Raw genomic sequence first — 17847 nt, forward strand, 5'->3', positions numbered from 1 at the left:
ATGTATCCATCTACGTATTGTATCGAAAAGCTTTAAGGATTTCATCCATAAAGGCTTACATGGATAGTAGACGATCGGCTAAACCGTATATGGTCAATCCAATATAAACAAAACTAAATAATAAAAAACTAAATCGCCAAAAACCTTTCCAAGCACTATGAAAAACTACCTCTTCTTTATACTTCCATTGTAAGACGACAAAGATTCCTAATAATACAATTAGCAGTATAAAGATATAAGATAACCAGGATTGTTCAAAAACGACAAAGATGGTCGCGTTTACTGCTAGGATATAAAAAGCTGTCATAATATTAACAGTCACATGCAGTGATCGCTTTTTATTCTTCAACACCTTCCTAGCAAAAAAATACGTCACAAATGTCATAGGGATCGGCAACGTAATAATTGCAGCTAAAATGTAGGCAACCACTTGCGTCATTGTTCATTTCTCCTTTCTGACTCTTTTTCTTTCGCTAATATACATCGGTAAATAAAGTCCGTATAAGGAACTGGTTCGTTAGCTTTTTGAACAATATAACCAGTTATACCTCTAATTTCTGTAGTCCGATTGAGTTGAACATCCTTAGCCATCGATGAAATGTTTTCACTTGTTTTTGTAGCTATGCTTTGAACCCGCTCCCACATATATGTGTATGGTAGTTCAAGGACTTCACAAGCTTCCATACACAATGATTGGGATATGTCTAGTAGATATTCATTATGTACAATCGCACCATTCGGGACATTAAACAATGCTGTTACTGGATTGATAACAGTATTGATGATAAGCTTTTCTGCTAACATCCTGAACCAGTTCTCCTCTATCTCCACTTTAAATGACTCGTTATGAAAGCTTTTTATCATTTCTATAAGACTATTTTTAGTGATGGTAACAGGGGCTAATTTCACCTTACCTTCACCTGTTAATTCATAGCACGTATCAGAGTGTTTCAAAACACCGTATTCAATAACACCAGTTATGATAGGCATTTGTAGGTAGTCAAACCATTCCACGTGCCCCATTCCATTTTGAATAAACAAAACATTCGTAGTATAGGGGAGATGTGTAATTGAAGAAATGATTTCTTGTATATCATGCTGCTTTGTACAAATAATTAAAATATCGTGGGATTCTAATTCATTTATAAGCTTTGTACGAAGAAAAATAGGGGCTCTATGATTTTTTTCCGATAAGCCATCCTTGACTAGCTTCAACATTTGCTCTTTCCGTCTAACATAAAGTGTAACGTCATGACCCATCTTAGTTAATTCAAAACTAAAAAAAAGTCCAATTGCTCCGCCACCAATAATTCCTATCCTCACTTATTTCACCCTTTATGCAAAAAATCCTGCTTTCAGACTATTGTAGCAAATATTTATTTAAAATTGCGTTCCTTCCTTGAATCTCATAGCTAAAAAATCACTCATAAGTTAGCACTCTATTTCGCTACAATTCAGTCCAAATCCCATTAGTACCATTTATCGACTATTTTAAATACCATTGGCAACAATTCTTATACTATTTATTTCATTCAGAAAATTTTTATATTATAATGACTATAGTAAGAGTATAGGCCAAGGGGGATTTTGTTATGATGATGGAGCCTATGAAGGTTGAAAGATTAGTCATCAATTTTAAAACGTTAGAAGAATTTAAACAGTTTAAGAATTACGGTAATCAAGAACTATCCATGCTAGAGGACCTCCAAAGTAATATTATTGAAAATGATAGCGTTTCCCCTTTTTTCGGGATTTATTTTGGAAACGCTTTAGTAGCTAGAATGAGCCTCTATAAAGTGGAAGCGAAATACGATCATTATTTCGACCCTCCTCAAGATTACTTAGAACTTTGGAAGCTCGAGGTTCTGCCTGACTATCGAGGTAAAGGGTTTGGGAAAATGCTTGTAGACTTTGCCAAAAGTTATAATCTACCTATCAAAACCAATCCACGTATTAACTCTCATGGTTTTTGGGAGAAAATGGGCTTTCAAAAAGCTAAATACAATATGGAGAGGGATTTGGGAGAAAATCCATTAATTTGGACACCTGAAGGGGTAGGAGAACAAGAGAGTGAAGCGACCAACTCTCAAAATGTATAATACTTAACAAAACAAATAAAATATCACAAGAAAAAGGCTGAACCATGGGGATCAGCCTTTTTCTTGTGATGTATAAACCCATTGCCAAACCTTACCTATTTCTTCCCAAGCCTGTCGATAGCGTTTCATCTGCTCCTTTAATGCTTCATTTTCTTTTGTTAATTCTTCCATTTTTTCTTCTTGTGTTTGAACAGGATTAATGGTATAAGTTTGTTTCATATTTTCCAAGAATGAAATCGCATCATCTATAGAGAATTGATCGTCTTCCTTCTCTTTATTTGACGATGATGGTATCACCTTTTCTAATTGCCCTTTTCCAGATTTCTTACGTTCTTCTTTGGCTAATTGTATTCCTTTTTGATACTGCTTACGAACTGTTGCGTTCCAACGGAATCCACAAGCCGCTGATGTTCTCGATAAACGTTTTGCAACTTCCTCAAAAGCCTCTAATTGTGTTCCACCTATGCGTATATAGCGCAATACCGTTTCCGCTAGCAGAACATCTTCATCTTGAGTCCAAGCATCTTGTCTTGTAGCGTTCATTCTATCCCTCCTATCACATTTAATATGAATGTATGCGTATAATAGGAGCGATAGACTAGATCACTTGTTTTTTTCTGCTAAAAAGGTATTTACTGCCTGTTTATGCTGATCATTTCCCCAAAGTGCTGAACAACGCCTTACTTCTTCAACCATCTCTACAGAAAGAGAGATTGGTAATTCATATCGAATATATTGTTGTTTAAATTCTTTAATCTGGTCTGTTGACTTTGATAGGAAGGGTTGCAAAATACGCTCCATCTCTTCTTTTATATAGGATTGATCATATACATCTTGAAGCCATCCTATTTCGAGACATTGATCAGCTGAATATGGCTTTGACTCCACTAACATACGATATGCAACTAATGATGGGAGTCGTTTGTACAATAGAGCACCACCACCCCAACCAGGGATAATTCCTAATCTACCTTGAATAAATCCATAAGAGGCGGAGTCTGGCCCATAACGAAAATCGCATGCTGTTGCAAGTTCACAACCACCACCTAGCGCATGACCATTCATAATCGCTAATGTAGGTAATGGAAAACGTGCAAGCTCATATAGCACCTCTTTCATTTTATAAAGCGTGCTAAAAACATCCTCAGAAGTTAAGTCCGCATGAAAATCATTCAGATCCCCTCCTGAGCAAAATGCATCTGAGCCTTCCCCAGTTACAACTAAGCACTTAATATCCGCTTCCTTAGCTTGATCTAGGACCTCTTTCAATTCTTCTACCATCTCTAATGAAACTGCATTACGTTGTTCAGGTCTAGATAATGTGATCTGTGCATACCCAGCCTCATGTATATCAAACCGAATAGTATTATACATAACATTTCCCCTTCCCAAAAATACAAGTTGTCTTAAGTATACCATGAAAATGCTTACTTCTACTGCCTTCAAATAAGAAAAGATTCTGTCGCAGTTGCTAGTCTTAACATAAAAATAGTGTAGAACAATATAAGGATGAATTTCCCGTAGTAGTGTTATTAAGAATTGAGAAATAGGAGGTTGAAGATTTGAACTATACGAGGCTTCTATAAAATTTCAATATAAATAAAAAACACCCTAAACATGTTAGGGTGTTTTTTTAATAACGGTTTATTGTTCAACCACTTGTTTACCATTGTATTGTCCACAAGATTTGCAAACATGGTGTGGCTTAGTGTATTCACCGCAGTTTTGGCACTCAACCAAGCCTGGTAAGTGTAGTTTCTTGTGAGTACGACGTTGGTTTTTCACCTTTTTAGACGTTCTTCTTTTTGGTACTGCCATGTCTTACACCTCCTTCTTGCACGATCCAGATTCTATGTGATGGATCTCTTACTCATTCTCTTCGTTTAATAAGTTCTGAAGCTTTGCAAGGCGCGGATCAACTTTCTCTTCCTGCTTTTGCTCCGTAACCAGTTGCCAGCCCTGTCCTTCTTCAGGTGCGTTATCTAACACCTTTTCATCAGCAAATACTTGCAAAGGAACTTCCAATATTACATTTTCCTTTATATAAGGCGTTAAGTCAAGGATTTCTCCATCAATTTCGTGAATCTCTTCTTCTCCTTCTTGATGATAACGAGAAAGGGAAAAGACTTCGCTCACTTCGAAGGAAAATGGATATTCCACATCTGTAAGCGTACGTGCACATGGTAATGTCATAGATCCAGCAACCGTGAAGGTAAATGTTATCTCTTCACCACGTGTCACTGCACTTCCTTTAACATGTACAGGTGGAATGGATCGAATATCGTTGTTCATTTGTTCAAGCTCTGAAATATCAACATCATTTTCAAATCGAAGGGGCTCTGCATCAGTAGCAGCCTTCAATTTCTGTAAGGGAAATTTCATGTAATCACCTCAAGGCAACAAAAGTTATTTTAAAAGGAAAATAACAATTTGTCAATATTTTTTCTTTACAGTCTTATATCTTATTAATAGTAGTGTACTCTATATATTAACATGCCATATTAGAATAAACGATTTCAAGTTAATCTGTAAAAATACAATAGCACCAGTTGATTTTCCTCTTTGTTCTAGATATGTTTTATATAACAAATGTACTATTGTTCAGTATAACTAAGTTGTAGAATGGCTAAACCTACACTAGTGAATTCAATGGAAAAGTAAGTATAAAGGAGATTATACATGAAAGCAAGTGGATTGATTGTAGAATATAACCCTTTTCATTATGGGCATCTCTATCATTTAGAACAAGCTAGGATTGCTTCGGAAGCTGATTGTATGATTGCTGTAATGAGCGGGAATTTCTTACAACGCGGGGAACCAGCTATAATTGATAAATGGCATCGAGCTGAAATAGCACTACGTGCAGGAGTAGACCTTGTCATTGAATTGCCATATGTCTATGCAGTACAGAATAGTGACCTGTTTGCAAGAGGTGCAGTACTTACTTTGGATGCAATGAATGTAGAATCGATTTGTTTTGGTAGTGAACAAGGGGATATAGAGCCCTTTTTAGATGCATATGAGACGCTTTCTACTCAAACAGATCAGTACAATATCGTTTTAAAAGAATACTTACAAGAGGGAAATGCTTTTCCCCAAGCTAGTCGAATGGCTTATGAACACATCGGATTAACTACGGGTGCAATTGATTTGTCTCAGCCTAACAATATATTGGGATTTAGCTACGTAAAAACCATATTAGACTATCAATTAAATATCCGACCATTAACCGTTGAACGAAAACAAAGCGGCTATCATGATGAAACGATAACTCACAAAATCGCAAGTGCAACTAGCATTCGTAAATCTATCTTTCAACACAAAGGTTTATCTGAGGAATCTAAAAAATCATTACCACCAGAGTCTACTGAAATCATGCAACGTTATTATAACCAAACTGGAACTTGGCATGGTTGGGAACTATATTTCCCCCTCCTCCAATATAAAATAAACACAATGTCATTAGATGAGCTAAAAGCCATACATGGTGTTGAAGAAGGATTGGAGTATCGTATTAAAAAAACAATAAATTCTGCTACAACATTTGAAGAATGGGTGAATTTACTGAAATCTAAACGGTACACATGGACCCGTTTACAGCGTATGATCAGCCATATATTAACGAACACAAAAAAGCAAGAACTTAAAAATATCACTAAAACAAATCAAGCACCATATGTTAGAATATTAGGGATGACGGAAACAGGAAAAAGCTATTTACATCATGTGAAATCAGAGATGGACACTCCTCTTATTAATCAACCACAAAGAGGAAATCACATCTATTTAGATATAGAAGAAAAATCTATAGATAGCTATTACTCTGTCTTACACCCTTCTCTAAAAAAAGAATTTCGAAATAGGGAATTCAAGCCACCTATATTACCAGTTCATCTTGAACGTTAATATTGGTCACACCTTCCTAAGGAGGGATAAACATGGGCCTATATAATTTTCATAAGGCTCAAACTGGATTAGAAAAAAATTGAAACTTAACTCAAACTGAAATCGTCTACTAAGTGACAGTAGTATTTTAGAAATAGGGGGAGACATAAGGTTGAAAAAGATACTCCGATGGTTCTTAGTCCCTTTACTAAGTTTTTTGATTGTCATTGGAGCTGTTGCTTTTAAGTTTTCTGATACGTTATTTCAGGAAGGGAATCCAATTCCTATATTAAAGGGAATCGTCCAGCTTCAAATTGGGGAGGATTTATATGTACCTATTGATCAGAAACAAAACCGGTACATCGCTTCTAACAACCCCAAAGAAAAGCAGCCTTATAACGAAGTAAAACGATATATGGGAGACAAAGGCTGGACATTTGAAGAAAAATTAGGAAATGACCTGATATTTACAAAAGATCAAAACAAAACAGTTGTTAAAACAGTCATGTACACTTCTGATTATTATATCTTCGATGTTACTGCTTGAAAGCAAAGGCAAAACGAATAAACAAAAGCGGAAGCGCTCGATACGCGCTTCCGCTTTTTTTATTTTGCTTCTAACTCTTCCAAATAAGATAAAGCATCCTCAAATGTATCAACAGGAACTATTTTCATATCTGTTCCAATATCTTCAGCAGTTTGTTTGGCTACCTGATAATTTGAACCTTCAGCACCCTCTTCATTAGGTGCAAAGAAAATATCAACACCCTCATTATCAGCTGCAACTACTTTCTTATCGATGCCTCCAATCCTTCCTACTTTTCCGTCATAAGACATCTCACCAGTCCCTGCAAGTTGATATCCTTTGGTAATATCACGTTCTGTTAATTGATCATAAATTTCTAAAGAGAACATCATCCCTGCACTTGGACCACCTATTTCGCCACTCTTAAAATTGACTGGAGGATCAACCTTAACATTCCGGTCAGTTACAAGGGTAATTCCGATAATAGCACGATCCTCTTCAGGATGTTTCACCATCTCCACCGTCTCGGTTATAGTTTCATCATTCCGTTCAAAAGTGATTGTTATTTCATCACCTAAGTTCTTTTTCTTAACATATTCCAACAAATCCTCAGATTTTTCGATATCTTTGTCATCTACTTTAATGATTCGATCTCCTACCTTTAGAACATCCTTGGCTGGGACGTCTGCCATAACATGCATGACATATACACCTTCGTATTTTATGTCAATTTCTTTCTCTGCTGCTTCATACGCTACTACAGTCGCTGCTTCCTGAGACGATTCCATCATTTGAATTTGTGCATGTCTATATTCGTTTTGGCTTACACCCTCAGGAATAATGTCTTCTTTTTCATAAACTTCATGATAGGGACGTAGTTTTGCCATTCCATATTGTAAGAGGGTGGCTTGCCCGCCCCGTACTGTAACTAGGTGCATTTCACCTGCACTCTTATATCCCCCCTCTACCTGAACGACCGGATTTAAATCATCAGCAGAACCTGGTTGATAAATGTAATAGGGCAACCTATAGAAAGATAAGAAAAAAACAAGTACTGCAACTATAGCCCCAAAAAGTAAATACCTTTTATTCTGATTCATCCTTGGGCTCCTTCCAATTGTGTATACATTGTAAAATGTCGTCTATATGAGCTTCAGCTTCCACTTCCCCCTGTTTGATAATTTCTTCTGTATCTGTAAAAGCCCTTGAACTATATTGTGCGACATTTGGACGTAACATAATATCTGCATCGAGTTTTATTTGCCTAATAAATTCATCCTGCATAATGTCAATGCTTTGAATAATCACATCATAAATGGAGGTAACTTCATTTTGCGCTTTAAAATGGGCACAATCCACCCCAATTACGATATCTGCCCCCATTTGTCTTGTTACTGAGACAGGTACTCTATCAACGACCCCTCCATCTATAAACAGTCTCTCTCCGATTTTTTCAGGGACAAAAATTCCAGGGATAGAAATACTGGCCCTCACAGCGTCTGCTACACTTCCTTTAGTAAATACAACTTTCTCACCTGTATATAAATCTGTAGCTATAATCGAGAGTGGAGTCGGCAAGTCTTCTATATTTTTTCGATACGTAAACATGCGCATGTATTCTTTAATTCTGTTCCCTTGAATAAATCCCATCTTTGGGACAGTGAAATCTAAGTAATATTTTCGTTTAAATGTACTTGCTAATTTATGCATGTGAGACAAGTCTTGCCCTGCACAATAAAGTGATCCAACTAACGCCCCCATACTACTACCAGCCACCACATCTATTGGGATGTTTGCCTTTTTTAATGCCTTTAAAACACCTAAATGAGCAAAGCCCCTTGCCCCACCTGAACCTAATGCTATTCCAATTGTTGGCTTTACCACTTACGCCTCCCCCTTCACGTGATTCTTTTATCATTTTATGGCATAAATCCATTTCTCATGAGCGTATAGTGATAGAGAAACGCTTGTACTTTTGGACGTTTTTATGAACATTCTACTATGTACATAATGAGAAGTACAGGCTCATGACTGCACTGATATGTCTGGGAGGCTGTATTATGAAATCTATGTTTAAATCCATCGTACTTGCTTGTATGGCACTTTTTATAGCCTCTGCATTAATTCGTTATCCTGATCAATCATTAGAGGCATCGATAAGAGGATTGAATATGTGGTGGGAGATTGTTTTCCCATCCTTACTTCCGTTCTTTATAACTGCAGAATTACTGATTGGATTTGGAGTAGTAAGGTTTATTGGATTACTTTGTGAGCCTTTTATGCGACCTATCTTTAAAGTACCTGGGGTTGGTAGTTTTGTTTGGGCTATGGGTATGGCAAGCGGATATCCTTCCGGAGCAAAATTAACAGCTCGATTAAGACAAGAAGGTCAGCTCTCTAAAATCGAGGCTGAAAGGCTAGTATCTTTCACAAATGCTTCTAACCCCTTATTTATATTTGGTGCTATCTCTGTTGGTTTCTTTCACAACCCTACATTAGGGGTTCTCTTAGCAGTAAGTCACTACGTTGGTAATGCGCTAGTAGGTATATGCATGCGTTTTTATGGAAGAAGAGGCACAGAGACAACGGAACGTTACAGGCCTGGTTTTTCAATAACCAGAGCCTTTCAAATCTTGCATGAGACCAGAATTAATGATGGAAGACCATTTGGGAAACTATTTGGAGATGCAATACTCACATCGATTCAAACTCTATTAATGATTGGTGGATTTATTATAATATTTTCAGTCTTTAATAAGTTATTGTTTCTAATAGGCATCACACCTGTTTTAGCCAGTTTTCTCAACATATTCTTTAATATGTTGAGCCTACCAAGTGATTTATCCATTCCATTCATTTCAGGTTTATTTGAAATCACGTTAGGATCACAATTAACTTCTCAAGTAGAACATACCACATTACTACAACAAGTAATCTGTGTAAGTTTCATACTTGCCTTTAATGGTTTTTCTGTTCAGGCACAAGTAGCTAGCATTTTATCGGAAACAGATATCCGCTTTGCACCTTATTTTTTTGCAAGACTTTTACATGGTGTATTTGCTGCAATGTTAGCTTTGTTTCTCTTCAAACCTCTTTATGTAGATAGGCAAGCATTTAAACATCATGAAGCACCTGTGTTTTCACCAAAAGAAACACCCTCATTCTGGTATGATTGCTTATTATGGCTGTCAGATTATGGACCACTTATTACAGTACTATCCTTAGGGTTAGCAGTTCTAATTCTTTTTAGACGAATACTGACGGAAAACAAGCCCGTTTGATCAATAGATCATCGGGCTTGTTGAGTAAATTTTGTTTTAAGTGCTTCTTCAACAACTTGTGGAACTAAATCTGTAACAGCACCTTCGTATTTCGAAACTTCCTTTACAATGCTAGAACTTAAAAATGAATATTGATTATTTGTCATTACAAAAAAGGTTTCAATATCCTCATTTAACTTTCTATTCATTGAAGTGATTTGCATCTCATATTCAAAGTCACTTACTGCACGCAAACCTCTTACAATAACATTAGCACCTTTCTCCGCAGCATAATCCATCAATAATCCACTACTTGAATCAATCGTCACATTGTCCATATCTTTCGTAACTTCTTTCAGTAGATCCATTCTTTCTTCAACACTAAAGAGAGGATCTTTTGAACGATTATTGAATACAGCTACAATGACATGATCAAACACTTTAGAACCTCTTTCTATAATATCTAAGTGACCATATGTTACAGGGTCAAAACTTCCAGGGCAAATTGCTAATGTGGACATGGAATTGGCTCCTTTCTTCCCCCTACCTTAACCAATAAGAAATAATCCTAGTCATTGGTATTGATAAAGGCTAATCGTTATTATACTTGAATAAGTTTCCGTTCGTAATTGGGTAAACTCACCTATCTCTTCTGGTAGTGATTGGTCGGCTGAATGTTCACAGATTACCATCCCATCATCCGTTAAAAGATTGTACGAATGAATTGACTCAAATAAATCTTCAAACGATACTTTCTCATACGGGGGATCTAAAAAAATATAGCTAAATTGAAGTCCTCTCTTGCTAGCAGCTTTCAATGCACGAAATGCGTCATTCCGGAATACTTCTACTTGATCTTCTACATTTAATGATTTTACGTTTTCATATATCGCTGAAATCGCTTTCGGATGTTTGTCTACAAAGATAACTCGCTCCATTCCACGACTCAATCCCTCAATGCCTAGACCACCACTTCCAGCAAATAAATCCAATCCTATTCCACCATCGAAATAAGGTCCAATCATATGAAACAAAGCTTCTTTAACTTTGTCTGTAGTAGGCCGTGTTAACTTATGTGGAACAGGTTGAAGACTTCTTCCTTTATATGTACCAGAAATCACTCTCATAAAGCTTTCCCTCCTTCACATCCATTTTTCGTCATAATCCTATCACAAAAAAAAGAAAACGAAAATCATTTTGCGAGTAAAGCACTCCTACATGATTTCTTATGCTTTATTTTAAGCTTAACTTTGTTATTTTTTTAGAGTACAGACTATTTTCCCAAAAGATTATCCATTTCATGTATATCTATTTATAGCTACGTACATAATACTATCGAGTGATCAGTATTCCACTGATTACTTTGAAGACGGAGAAGACTTACGTTCCCCATAAGTTCTTCCTCCGGTTTCTCCTCTCCCTTTGCCTTTTTGTTTTGATGAGAATCAATTCAAAAAAGGTGCCTGCAGATTTCTAATCTGCAGGCTTTTTTGTGTGAGATTTGCTATTTACTCCTGTAGATATATACTACTGCTAACATCTTTAACAGAAATGCCCCATAAATCCTCTATAAACTTTTCTTGAATAAAAACTTCACCCTTAAATTTCGTAAGTACTTCTGCTGCAACACCGAAGTTTTCTTCATTATGAACAAATGTTTTCTTATTAAGATAGAGACGCCAAGATTCCCCACCTCTACGGATTATATACATAGACTCAGTTGGGAGTGCTACAAGTTCCATATTAAACTGTTGGGCAATTCCAGCTATCGGAAAAAACCGTTCGTTATTCAGGAAGATAGGACTCCACTCAACATTTAGTGGTTTATCATTCTTGTACAAAGAGCTTGTATCAATAAAGTATAAAGGGGGCGTTTCCTTACTATTCTGTTTAAGTTCTTCAAAATAAGGAGTTGGGTGACCATACACTTTCTGTAGTACATGATTTAATGTCTCATCGAGTGGGTCTACCCTCTTCCCAGAAGAGAAAATCTCGTTCTTCATTAATTTAATTTGTTCAGAAGATAGGACAGAAGTTATTTCATCGGCTGCAAACTTCACTTTCTCTGGAACATCCTCGCGAGGTTCAAAAACTTGTTGCACAATCTGTATAAGCCATGTTTGATCTTCAGGTATCTTATAGTTAGAAGTTAGATAGCTTTGCATCCATCCAGCTTTTATAGTAGATAAGTTAGCATTAGAACGTATCATATAGTCATTTCCTGTTTGGTCTTTTAGTGAATGATTCAATACAAGTACATATGGTCCTGTAAACATGGAATCCTTCCATTCTTTTTGGATTGATTCCACTGAAAGATTGAAATCACCATTTTTTACAATGTACAAATCATTCGCAATTATTTGTGTGTACTCTTGTGGTTGGAATTGCAATAAAGGAAAGCTGGTTGTTTTATTCTTTTCCCATTGATAATAACGTATATATTCTTTTTTTATGTCCGCTTCTAAATTAGCCGGAGCTGACCATTGAACAGATGGATTTTGCTTTTCAGTGAAATTCACATTCATGTCATATGGAAGCATAGCGTCTTGTTCAGAGAGTTGAATAAACCAATTACTAAGTACTATGTTTTTTCCTGCAGTATTTAGGTAGTATTGGAATTTAAGAGGTTCATCTTTTCGAACTGTAACCCATTGATTACCTTCCCGCTTCTCTATCAAACACGTTTCATTCTCATTATACTGACAAGATATATCCCTCGCATTGCTAGGAAATTCAAGTTTGTAGGCTTGTTCGTTTAATTGTTCTATCGTTTGGGTGATATGTAATATCCCTTGAGAATGGGTTACATCCACATTGGTTATGGGGTGATGATAGGTTCTGCTTGATTTAGCAGCATCACCATACTGAAACATACTCCATTGATAAGTAAGAAGAAATGTAACCAGCAACAACATAGGAGTAGCCCAAACAAATAATCTACGACGCATTTGACCTCCCCCCTCTTATCCAACTCAACTTCTTTTATTCTATCAAACCTATGGAGTTTTTATTAGGGTGAATTTTATTATCAACCAAGTTGTAACCATTCACAATCTTATTCCTTCATGCTACAGTAACGTAAAGAATATGCAATAGAGGTGAAAAATATTGATACAACGTTTTATTGAATTAGGCCAAGGTTATTCAGATTTGTATGAATTACGCACACTTGGGCAAAGCATGTCCCACCGAGTGAAACATATTTTTGCGTTTCATACCGTAATTGGGGAAGAGAAAAGAACCTCCGTTGCCATAGCAATGGAACCAACTCAGCCAGGAGATTTCCAACCTATATATATTTGCAGAGAAGGAATCCCTTATCCACACGAAAAGCCAAATAAACGGTTTGATTTGATCTCTCAATTAGCTATTGAGTTAGATAAGGAACTAATTGAACTAACTGTGCGTCCAAGCAACTATTTTGGTGAAACCGACATTTACTACCAACATTTAACAGGAATCTTAAGGATGAACAATTATATCCCACCTATGAAATAATATAAACGAATGATTAATGATACTAGCCAAAATCGCCCCCATCAGTTTAAGCAATGGCTCTTATAGGCTATTGAGGAATTAAAAGCTTAGGTGTATTCGAAGCCTATAGACAAAAAATATCAATCTGACTAAAGAGATTAAAGAATTGATTTGGCATTTTCACTAATACGAACAAAAGCGCAAGCGCCAGATAAGCGACGTATATGCTGCGGCCTACACGACGTAGGTTGGTTCGATGTTGCTACGTGATGTAGCGTTCTTAATCGAACTTCCTTTAAGTTTCAGGAGATAAAGGAAACACGAAGAGCGTAAGCGATTCGATGTTGACTTATCGTAAGGAGGAGCAGGAAGTTTGCTAGTCGCTGGGCGCTGGAGCTGGACGATGCATAAGCGCAAGCGCCTTGGTCACCCCCCGACAGGCTTAAGGCAAACCTCGAAGTGGCGTTTTTTGACACATCGAGGTTTGCCTTAAGACCCCGAGGGGGTAGGCGCTGGAGCTGAACGTGGCCACTTCACTTTTTTAGTTATACACAATCATTGAATTTTATAATTTGTACGCTATACAATAAAAAATTCGCATGTGAAGTCACATGCGAATAAGTTTTAGTATTTGGTTATGGAAGTTTTTGTTAGTATTATCTATTTTTGTTTATAAACTACCGTATTTATAATCGTATTCCTTCGCCTTATCAGGTTTGGAATTCTCGTATTCCGTTTTAATAAAAGGTTTATAAGAAGGCTCTACCTTGGAAACATAATTTAAACGGGATAGTTTATTCATAGTATCTTCTAGTTCATCTTGATTTACATAGATCATAGCATATTTTAACTTTTTTGACACATAAATGAGATGACCATATCTCTTAATATGTCTTACATGTTTCATGTGCTGAAACCAGATAATTAAACCTTGTCTATTCGTAAACATATGTTATCCTCTTTCGTTTCGTCTTTTTGATAAGTTTAGCAAACTTTTCTATTTCCATCAATAAAGGAAATACGTAACAAAAGCTCTAGCCTACTGCTTACAACATACAAGCTTCTTCCTAAGGGACGTAACCTGAAAAGAATCATGGATATAGAAAGCGTCCATTATTAAACTTTAAGGTTAGGTTAGGAGGAGTATGACGTATTAGTCGTTGGGCGTTAGTGATAGACATGTAAGCGCTATGTCTTATATTCTCATAAGTATAATTAAAGGAAGGTGAAATCATGTCTGAATTAGAGCAAGCATGGGATAAATTTATCCGCTATATGTCAAAACACCCAAGTATTGAATATTGTTATTATAAGCATGTTACTGGCATTCCTTTTATTTATATTAAAGTCACATCCATAAGTCGTAACGAATTGGAAGAGATATTGAAATTAGCTGCGGCGAAAGCAATGAAAGGAAAACGCCTCACTCTCTCCATGTACTACGTTAGAGAAAATGAGGCGTACTATGTTTATCATGTAAGGTTTTTAGTCCCTCAACAAAAAATGTTTTGCTGTGGAAATATGTGTGTTGATTGTATTAGGCTTGAATGTTAGCCTACGAACAACCGCATCCTCCACCACTACCACAGCCATCACCGTGACTTGTTTCTTTAAATACTAATCCGTCTTTAGGGACTTTTATTTGTGGACTAACGCTTTCTGCAACAATTTGACTAACTTCATCTAAAAGTTTTTGCAACTCACGTTCTGCCACTTTATAAGCAGCAACAATATCATTCATGTCCATATCACGCTTTTTCTCACGGACTGCCTTCATGATTTGATTATAGTCAGGATGATAACGTCCAAAGCGTTGAACATCCTCATACTGATCCTTACTATCCTGAAAAGCTTTAATCAGGCGTTGTGCTTCTTTATTTTGTTCAAGGTCCTTCTTGGCCTGTAAATATTGCTCATATACTTCAGATTGCAATACCAGTTGCCCAAGCTGTTCACTTTGTTCTAAAATTTCTACAGACTCGCTAGTGGCTATCATAAATCCACCTCCACTTCTATCATATCAAATTTTATTCTAGAAGCGAAATATTGAATTTAATCTTTCATTGCTTGAGCCATTTGCATAAGCATTTGAACCATTTGTAACTGATTGTTAAAGCGTTCTATACGCTGTGTAGTAGTTTTCCCAAAGTAATATTTGGACTCTTGTTCCATTTGGCTTAGAACGCTTGGATCTCTTGTTACCTTTCGATACCACTTTGGATTCATCCTCATAAATTTGAGTAAGTCCTCTCGGCTTTCTAAATACTGATATACACCTGGTTGCATGGTACTCTCTCCTTAATCACGACCGAATTGAAATGGGGAACGACGATTTGAAGAGGAGTTCGATTGATTAGGTGTGGATTTTTTCATATCCTGGAATTGAGAAACTAATGTCTGTATATTTTGAATAGCACCATTTAGTTGCGTTATATGGCCTTGAACTTTATTTAAATCAACATTCTCTATCATTCCCATTAACTGGCCCATTAACTGACTTTTGTCTTCTGCAGAGGCTTCTTCTGCATCCTCTTGTGATTGGTCTTCTTGGGTAGATTCTGTTGATTTTTTGGATGAATCCGTTGTGTTCGCATCCCCCTTAAAACTACTCCAATATTCATCTTCTTCACCAAGTAACACCCATTTTTCAAAGTAAGGTTGCCAAGATTCACCGTTCTTTTTGACCGTTTCCATTAGTTTTGGATACTTCTTTACAAACTCTTTAAACTGCTGTACAGATGGATGTAACTCTTTTGAACCCATGGGTACTCACCTCTTTTTTACACACATGTCATACAATACATATATGACAGTAACCTAATTGACGTGCAAAAAAGACACTGAGTTCTATAAAGGTTTTTCAAGGAAATTTTGAGTGTAATAGTAGCGATAAACTCCTACACCTAAGTGAGTGTACACCTCACTTAAAAGAGCCTCCCTGTGACCTTCACTGTTCAACCAACCTTCTACTACAGAGGGAGCATCTGGATATTGAGCAGCTATGTTTTCACCTGCTGAAAAATATTGAACTTCCTTTGCTTGTAATCTTTCTTTAAGGCCAGCCCCTTGAGGAGAAATGTGAGAGAAGTAATTATGGATAGCCATGTCTTTGCTATGACCATAAGCTACTGAAGACACTTTTTCATCCCACTCTACCTGCTTTTGGGAGAACCGCTCACGAATCATGTTAGTAATATCAAAAATTTGCTTTTCCATGCCATCTTCAATAGTGGCCCAATCTTGTTCTAGAATAAGGCCTTTTTCAGGTAGTTCCCCTCTGTAATATACTTCATAAGGTCGGTGTTCCAGTAATACTCTTGAGGATAGAAGTCTTACAGAGGATAACTCTTGTTTAAAATTATCAAAATACAATTGCATATACTGGCCATTATCAACATGCACTATAGGTCGTTTAAGTAGATCCTCCTTTGATAAGTGAAATTCATATGTTCCACCATCGTAAGAAACCTGCACTTCTTCCTTTAAATCCAATTGCAATGATATATCTCTGTATGCCTGACCTATAGTATAAGGATTTATGGAGATGTTAGAACCAACTCCATACACCGTAACTACCTCTCCTTTTTCTACTCCAACTTGGATGTACTGATTATCTTTTTTATAAATCCACCATGTGTACCCATATGGGGTTTCGTCCCTTCTAACAGGTTCTCCCATTTGTTTAAGGAGTTCGTTATCTGACACACCCATATAATCAAATAAAGTTACATCATCTGTGGAATCAATTACATTATTAGAGGGCGATGTAGAATTGATAGCTTTAGCTTCTTTTGCGGCTGTTTTAGGGATTGGTTTTTCTTCTATCGTTGGAGAAACATTTATACCGTTATCCTTTTGGTTCAAAAATGGATATAACGCTATACCGACAATTATAATTAAAAATAGTACGTTTAATCGTTTCATATTTTATCTCCCCTACCTACTATTATTTCTATTATAATAGGACAACCTAGCAAATATGAATGAATGTATCTCTTTACTTTCTTAGAAAAAGGCTGTGTTAAAGTTTGGTGTTGATATAATAATGAAAAAGTTTTATGTTCCTCCATAATAGCACCATTATATTGAAGACTTGGATTCGAGATATGTTTTGGATGAGAGATGTTTCCGTTTCTTTAAATGGAATAAAGTTGGCCGTGGAACAACTCGCGTCCTGCCGGCGGCCCTACACGATGTAGGGTCGTTCGACGTTGTCACACGATGTGACGATCTTAGTCGAACTTCCCCTTCCAAGCCTCCTCAAGCCCAAGGTCGGGGCTTTCCGGGGTCTCGCCTACCTCTTTCTCCGGCGGGAGTCTCCTTGTTCCACGGCCACCTTTGCTGTTGTAGGGAGGAACGGAAACATGGCCCGGTTAGAAGGGGACGTTTTCTGAATCGTGGTATCCCCGAAGCGAAAAATGGTTTAGGACACAAAGCGATGCTATGCTCGCGGACATATTGTCTCTTATTCTTCGATTTGAAGGCTATTTTGCAATCGTGACGGACATCCAGTACGCTATTTGGCCTAAATCACCTTAATGTAGTGTGTTTTTTCACAAATAAGATACCATATGTCCGCAAGCCTCTCCAAAAGAGGCTT

Annotated in this window: 22 protein-coding genes; 6 read left to right on the forward strand and 16 right to left on the reverse strand. The window is 36.8% G+C overall.

The window, feature by feature from the left end; genetic code table 11:
• Nucleotides 1–55: 55 nt before the first annotated feature.
• Both N782_RS11730 and N782_RS11735 read right to left on the reverse strand, forming a co-directional pair.
• A complete protein-coding gene (locus tag N782_RS11730; protein ID WP_036820014.1) occupies nt 56–439 on the reverse strand; it encodes a DUF3397 domain-containing protein in 384 nt (127 codons plus the stop codon).
• Nucleotides 436–1323: a 2-dehydropantoate 2-reductase gene (locus N782_RS11735; protein ID WP_036820016.1), complete on the reverse strand. Its 888-nt coding sequence runs from the start codon at nt 1321–1323 to the stop codon at nt 436–438. Before N782_RS11735 ends, N782_RS11730 begins: the two co-directional genes overlap by 4 nt.
• A gap of 275 nt (nt 1324–1598) precedes the next feature.
• Between N782_RS11735 and N782_RS11740 the strand changes: the two genes are divergently transcribed.
• Nucleotides 1599–2099 carry an N-acetyltransferase gene (locus tag N782_RS11740; RefSeq protein WP_036820066.1) on the forward strand — a complete coding sequence of 167 codons (501 nt, stop codon included), beginning with the start codon at nt 1599–1601 and terminating at the stop codon, nt 2097–2099.
• Between the two features lie 51 nt (nt 2100–2150).
• Here N782_RS11740 and N782_RS11745 read toward each other — a convergent pair whose 3' ends face one another.
• From N782_RS11745 to N782_RS11760, 4 genes are all read right to left on the reverse strand, one after another.
• Nucleotides 2151–2642, reverse strand: a complete 492-nt coding sequence (locus N782_RS11745) for an RsfA family transcriptional regulator (protein WP_036820019.1) — start codon at nt 2640–2642, stop codon at nt 2151–2153.
• 60 nt (nt 2643–2702) lie between these two features.
• On the reverse strand, nt 2703–3473 hold the full coding sequence (locus tag N782_RS11750; RefSeq protein WP_036820022.1) for an enoyl-CoA hydratase/isomerase family protein: 771 nt from the start codon (nt 3471–3473) through the stop codon (nt 2703–2705).
• 270 nt (nt 3474–3743) lie between these two features.
• The gene (gene rpmF, locus N782_RS11755; RefSeq protein WP_036820025.1) at nt 3744–3917 is read right to left on the reverse strand and encodes a 50S ribosomal protein L32; all 174 of its coding nucleotides are present in this window, start codon (nt 3915–3917) and stop codon (nt 3744–3746) included.
• A gap of 48 nt (nt 3918–3965) precedes the next feature.
• Nucleotides 3966–4481: a YceD family protein gene (locus tag N782_RS11760; protein ID WP_036820027.1), complete on the reverse strand. Its 516-nt coding sequence runs from the start codon at nt 4479–4481 to the stop codon at nt 3966–3968.
• A gap of 297 nt (nt 4482–4778) precedes the next feature.
• On the opposite strand from N782_RS11760, the gene N782_RS11765 reads away from it, so the two are divergent.
• Together N782_RS11765 and N782_RS11770 are read left to right on the forward strand one after the other, a co-directional pair.
• Nucleotides 4779–6005, forward strand: a complete 1227-nt coding sequence (locus N782_RS11765) for a nucleotidyltransferase (protein ID WP_036820031.1) — start codon at nt 4779–4781, stop codon at nt 6003–6005.
• 151 nt (nt 6006–6156) lie between these two features.
• A complete protein-coding gene (locus tag N782_RS11770) occupies nt 6157–6531 on the forward strand; it encodes a hypothetical protein (protein WP_036820033.1) in 375 nt (124 codons plus the stop codon).
• Nucleotides 6532–6590: 59 nt separating this feature from the next.
• Here the strand turns inward: N782_RS11770 and N782_RS11775 are convergent, their stop codons facing one another.
• Entirely contained in the window at nt 6591–7610 is a 1020-nt protein-coding gene (locus N782_RS11775; RefSeq protein WP_036820035.1) for a SepM family pheromone-processing serine protease, read from the reverse strand.
• A complete protein-coding gene (locus N782_RS11780) occupies nt 7597–8394 on the reverse strand; it encodes a patatin-like phospholipase family protein (protein ID WP_036820037.1) in 798 nt (265 codons plus the stop codon). The genes N782_RS11775 and N782_RS11780 overlap by 14 nt, the downstream gene beginning before the upstream one ends.
• A gap of 176 nt (nt 8395–8570) precedes the next feature.
• Between N782_RS11780 and ylbJ the strand changes: the two genes are divergently transcribed.
• Complete coding sequence (ylbJ, locus tag N782_RS11785; RefSeq protein ID WP_152600765.1) at nt 8571–9791, forward strand: sporulation integral membrane protein YlbJ; 1221 nt, start codon at nt 8571–8573, stop codon at nt 9789–9791.
• A gap of 8 nt (nt 9792–9799) precedes the next feature.
• On the opposite strand, the gene coaD is transcribed toward ylbJ, so the two are convergent.
• The 3 genes from coaD to N782_RS11800 form a co-directional block, all read right to left on the reverse strand.
• On the reverse strand, nt 9800–10291 hold the full coding sequence (gene coaD / locus N782_RS11790; RefSeq protein WP_036820039.1) for a pantetheine-phosphate adenylyltransferase: 492 nt from the start codon (nt 10289–10291) through the stop codon (nt 9800–9802).
• 51 nt (nt 10292–10342) lie between these two features.
• The gene (rsmD, locus tag N782_RS11795; RefSeq protein ID WP_036820042.1) at nt 10343–10897 is read right to left on the reverse strand and encodes a 16S rRNA (guanine(966)-N(2))-methyltransferase RsmD; all 555 of its coding nucleotides are present in this window, start codon (nt 10895–10897) and stop codon (nt 10343–10345) included.
• A gap of 381 nt (nt 10898–11278) precedes the next feature.
• Nucleotides 11279–12718, reverse strand: a complete 1440-nt coding sequence (locus tag N782_RS11800; RefSeq protein ID WP_036820044.1) for a hypothetical protein — start codon at nt 12716–12718, stop codon at nt 11279–11281.
• A 160-nt stretch (nt 12719–12878) separates the two neighbouring features.
• Between N782_RS11800 and N782_RS11805 the strand changes: the two genes are divergently transcribed.
• The gene (locus tag N782_RS11805) at nt 12879–13268 is read left to right on the forward strand and encodes a DUF7147 family protein (protein WP_036820047.1); all 390 of its coding nucleotides are present in this window, start codon (nt 12879–12881) and stop codon (nt 13266–13268) included.
• A gap of 649 nt (nt 13269–13917) precedes the next feature.
• On the opposite strand, the gene N782_RS11810 is transcribed toward N782_RS11805, so the two are convergent.
• Nucleotides 13918–14196, reverse strand: a complete 279-nt coding sequence (locus N782_RS11810; protein ID WP_036820050.1) for a YlbG family protein — start codon at nt 14194–14196, stop codon at nt 13918–13920.
• 284 nt (nt 14197–14480) lie between these two features.
• Between N782_RS11810 and N782_RS11815 the strand changes: the two genes are divergently transcribed.
• Nucleotides 14481–14801 carry a hypothetical protein gene (locus N782_RS11815; RefSeq protein WP_036820053.1) on the forward strand — a complete coding sequence of 107 codons (321 nt, stop codon included), beginning with the start codon at nt 14481–14483 and terminating at the stop codon, nt 14799–14801.
• Between the two features lies 1 nt (nt 14802).
• On the opposite strand, the gene N782_RS11820 is transcribed toward N782_RS11815, so the two are convergent.
• The 4 genes from N782_RS11820 to N782_RS11835 all read right to left on the reverse strand — a co-directional run bounded on the left by N782_RS11820 (nt 14803) and on the right by N782_RS11835 (nt 17171).
• The gene (locus tag N782_RS11820) at nt 14803–15243 is read right to left on the reverse strand and encodes a YlbF/YmcA family competence regulator (protein ID WP_036820055.1); all 441 of its coding nucleotides are present in this window, start codon (nt 15241–15243) and stop codon (nt 14803–14805) included.
• A gap of 56 nt (nt 15244–15299) precedes the next feature.
• Nucleotides 15300–15533, reverse strand: a complete 234-nt coding sequence (locus tag N782_RS11825) for a YlbE-like family protein (protein WP_036820057.1) — start codon at nt 15531–15533, stop codon at nt 15300–15302.
• Nucleotides 15534–15545: 12 nt separating this feature from the next.
• The gene (ylbD, locus tag N782_RS11830; protein ID WP_052111309.1) at nt 15546–16010 is read right to left on the reverse strand and encodes a spore coat protein YlbD; all 465 of its coding nucleotides are present in this window, start codon (nt 16008–16010) and stop codon (nt 15546–15548) included.
• Between the two features lie 84 nt (nt 16011–16094).
• Nucleotides 16095–17171 carry a CAP domain-containing protein gene (locus N782_RS11835; RefSeq protein WP_036820060.1) on the reverse strand — a complete coding sequence of 359 codons (1077 nt, stop codon included), beginning with the start codon at nt 17169–17171 and terminating at the stop codon, nt 16095–16097.
• Between the last annotated feature and the right edge of the window lie 676 nt (nt 17172–17847).

The organism is Pontibacillus yanchengensis Y32, assembly GCF_000770635.1.
GTDB classification, from domain to species: Bacteria; Bacillota; Bacilli; order Bacillales; family BH030062; genus Pontibacillus; species Pontibacillus yanchengensis.

Bases quoted from the DNA above. Each gene is read 5' to 3' on its own strand.
- ylbD (WP_052111309.1), bottom strand. From the start codon at position 16,010: ATGGGTTCAAAAGAGTTACATCCATCTGTACAGCAGTTTAAAGAGTTT.
- N782_RS11820 (WP_036820055.1), bottom strand. From the start codon at position 15,243: ATGATAGCCACTAGCGAGTCTGTAGAAATTTTAGAACAAAGTGAACAG.
- N782_RS11760 (WP_036820027.1), bottom strand. From the start codon at position 4,481: ATGAAATTTCCCTTACAGAAATTGAAGGCTGCTACTGATGCAGAGCCC.
- N782_RS11825 (WP_036820057.1), bottom strand. From the start codon at position 15,533: ATGCAACCAGGTGTATATCAGTATTTAGAAAGCCGAGAGGACTTACTC.
- N782_RS11800 (WP_036820044.1), bottom strand. From the start codon at position 12,718: ATGCGTCGTAGATTATTTGTTTGGGCTACTCCTATGTTGTTGCTGGTT.
- N782_RS11775 (WP_036820035.1), bottom strand. From the start codon at position 7,610: ATGAATCAGAATAAAAGGTATTTACTTTTTGGGGCTATAGTTGCAGTA.
- N782_RS11835 (WP_036820060.1), bottom strand. From the start codon at position 17,171: ATGAAACGATTAAACGTACTATTTTTAATTATAATTGTCGGTATAGCG.
- N782_RS11765 (WP_036820031.1), top strand. From the start codon at position 4,779: ATGAAAGCAAGTGGATTGATTGTAGAATATAACCCTTTTCATTATGGG.
- N782_RS11730 (WP_036820014.1), bottom strand. From the start codon at position 439: ATGACGCAAGTGGTTGCCTACATTTTAGCTGCAATTATTACGTTGCCG.
- ylbJ (WP_152600765.1), top strand. From the start codon at position 8,571: ATGAAATCTATGTTTAAATCCATCGTACTTGCTTGTATGGCACTTTTT.
- N782_RS11815 (WP_036820053.1), top strand. From the start codon at position 14,481: ATGTCTGAATTAGAGCAAGCATGGGATAAATTTATCCGCTATATGTCA.
- N782_RS11750 (WP_036820022.1), bottom strand. From the start codon at position 3,473: ATGTATAATACTATTCGGTTTGATATACATGAGGCTGGGTATGCACAG.
- rpmF (WP_036820025.1), bottom strand. From the start codon at position 3,917: ATGGCAGTACCAAAAAGAAGAACGTCTAAAAAGGTGAAAAACCAACGT.
- rsmD (WP_036820042.1), bottom strand. From the start codon at position 10,897: ATGAGAGTGATTTCTGGTACATATAAAGGAAGAAGTCTTCAACCTGTT.
- N782_RS11740 (WP_036820066.1), top strand. From the start codon at position 1,599: ATGGAGCCTATGAAGGTTGAAAGATTAGTCATCAATTTTAAAACGTTA.
- N782_RS11745 (WP_036820019.1), bottom strand. From the start codon at position 2,642: ATGAACGCTACAAGACAAGATGCTTGGACTCAAGATGAAGATGTTCTG.
- coaD (WP_036820039.1), bottom strand. From the start codon at position 10,291: ATGTCCACATTAGCAATTTGCCCTGGAAGTTTTGACCCTGTAACATAT.
- N782_RS11810 (WP_036820050.1), bottom strand. From the start codon at position 14,196: ATGTTTACGAATAGACAAGGTTTAATTATCTGGTTTCAGCACATGAAA.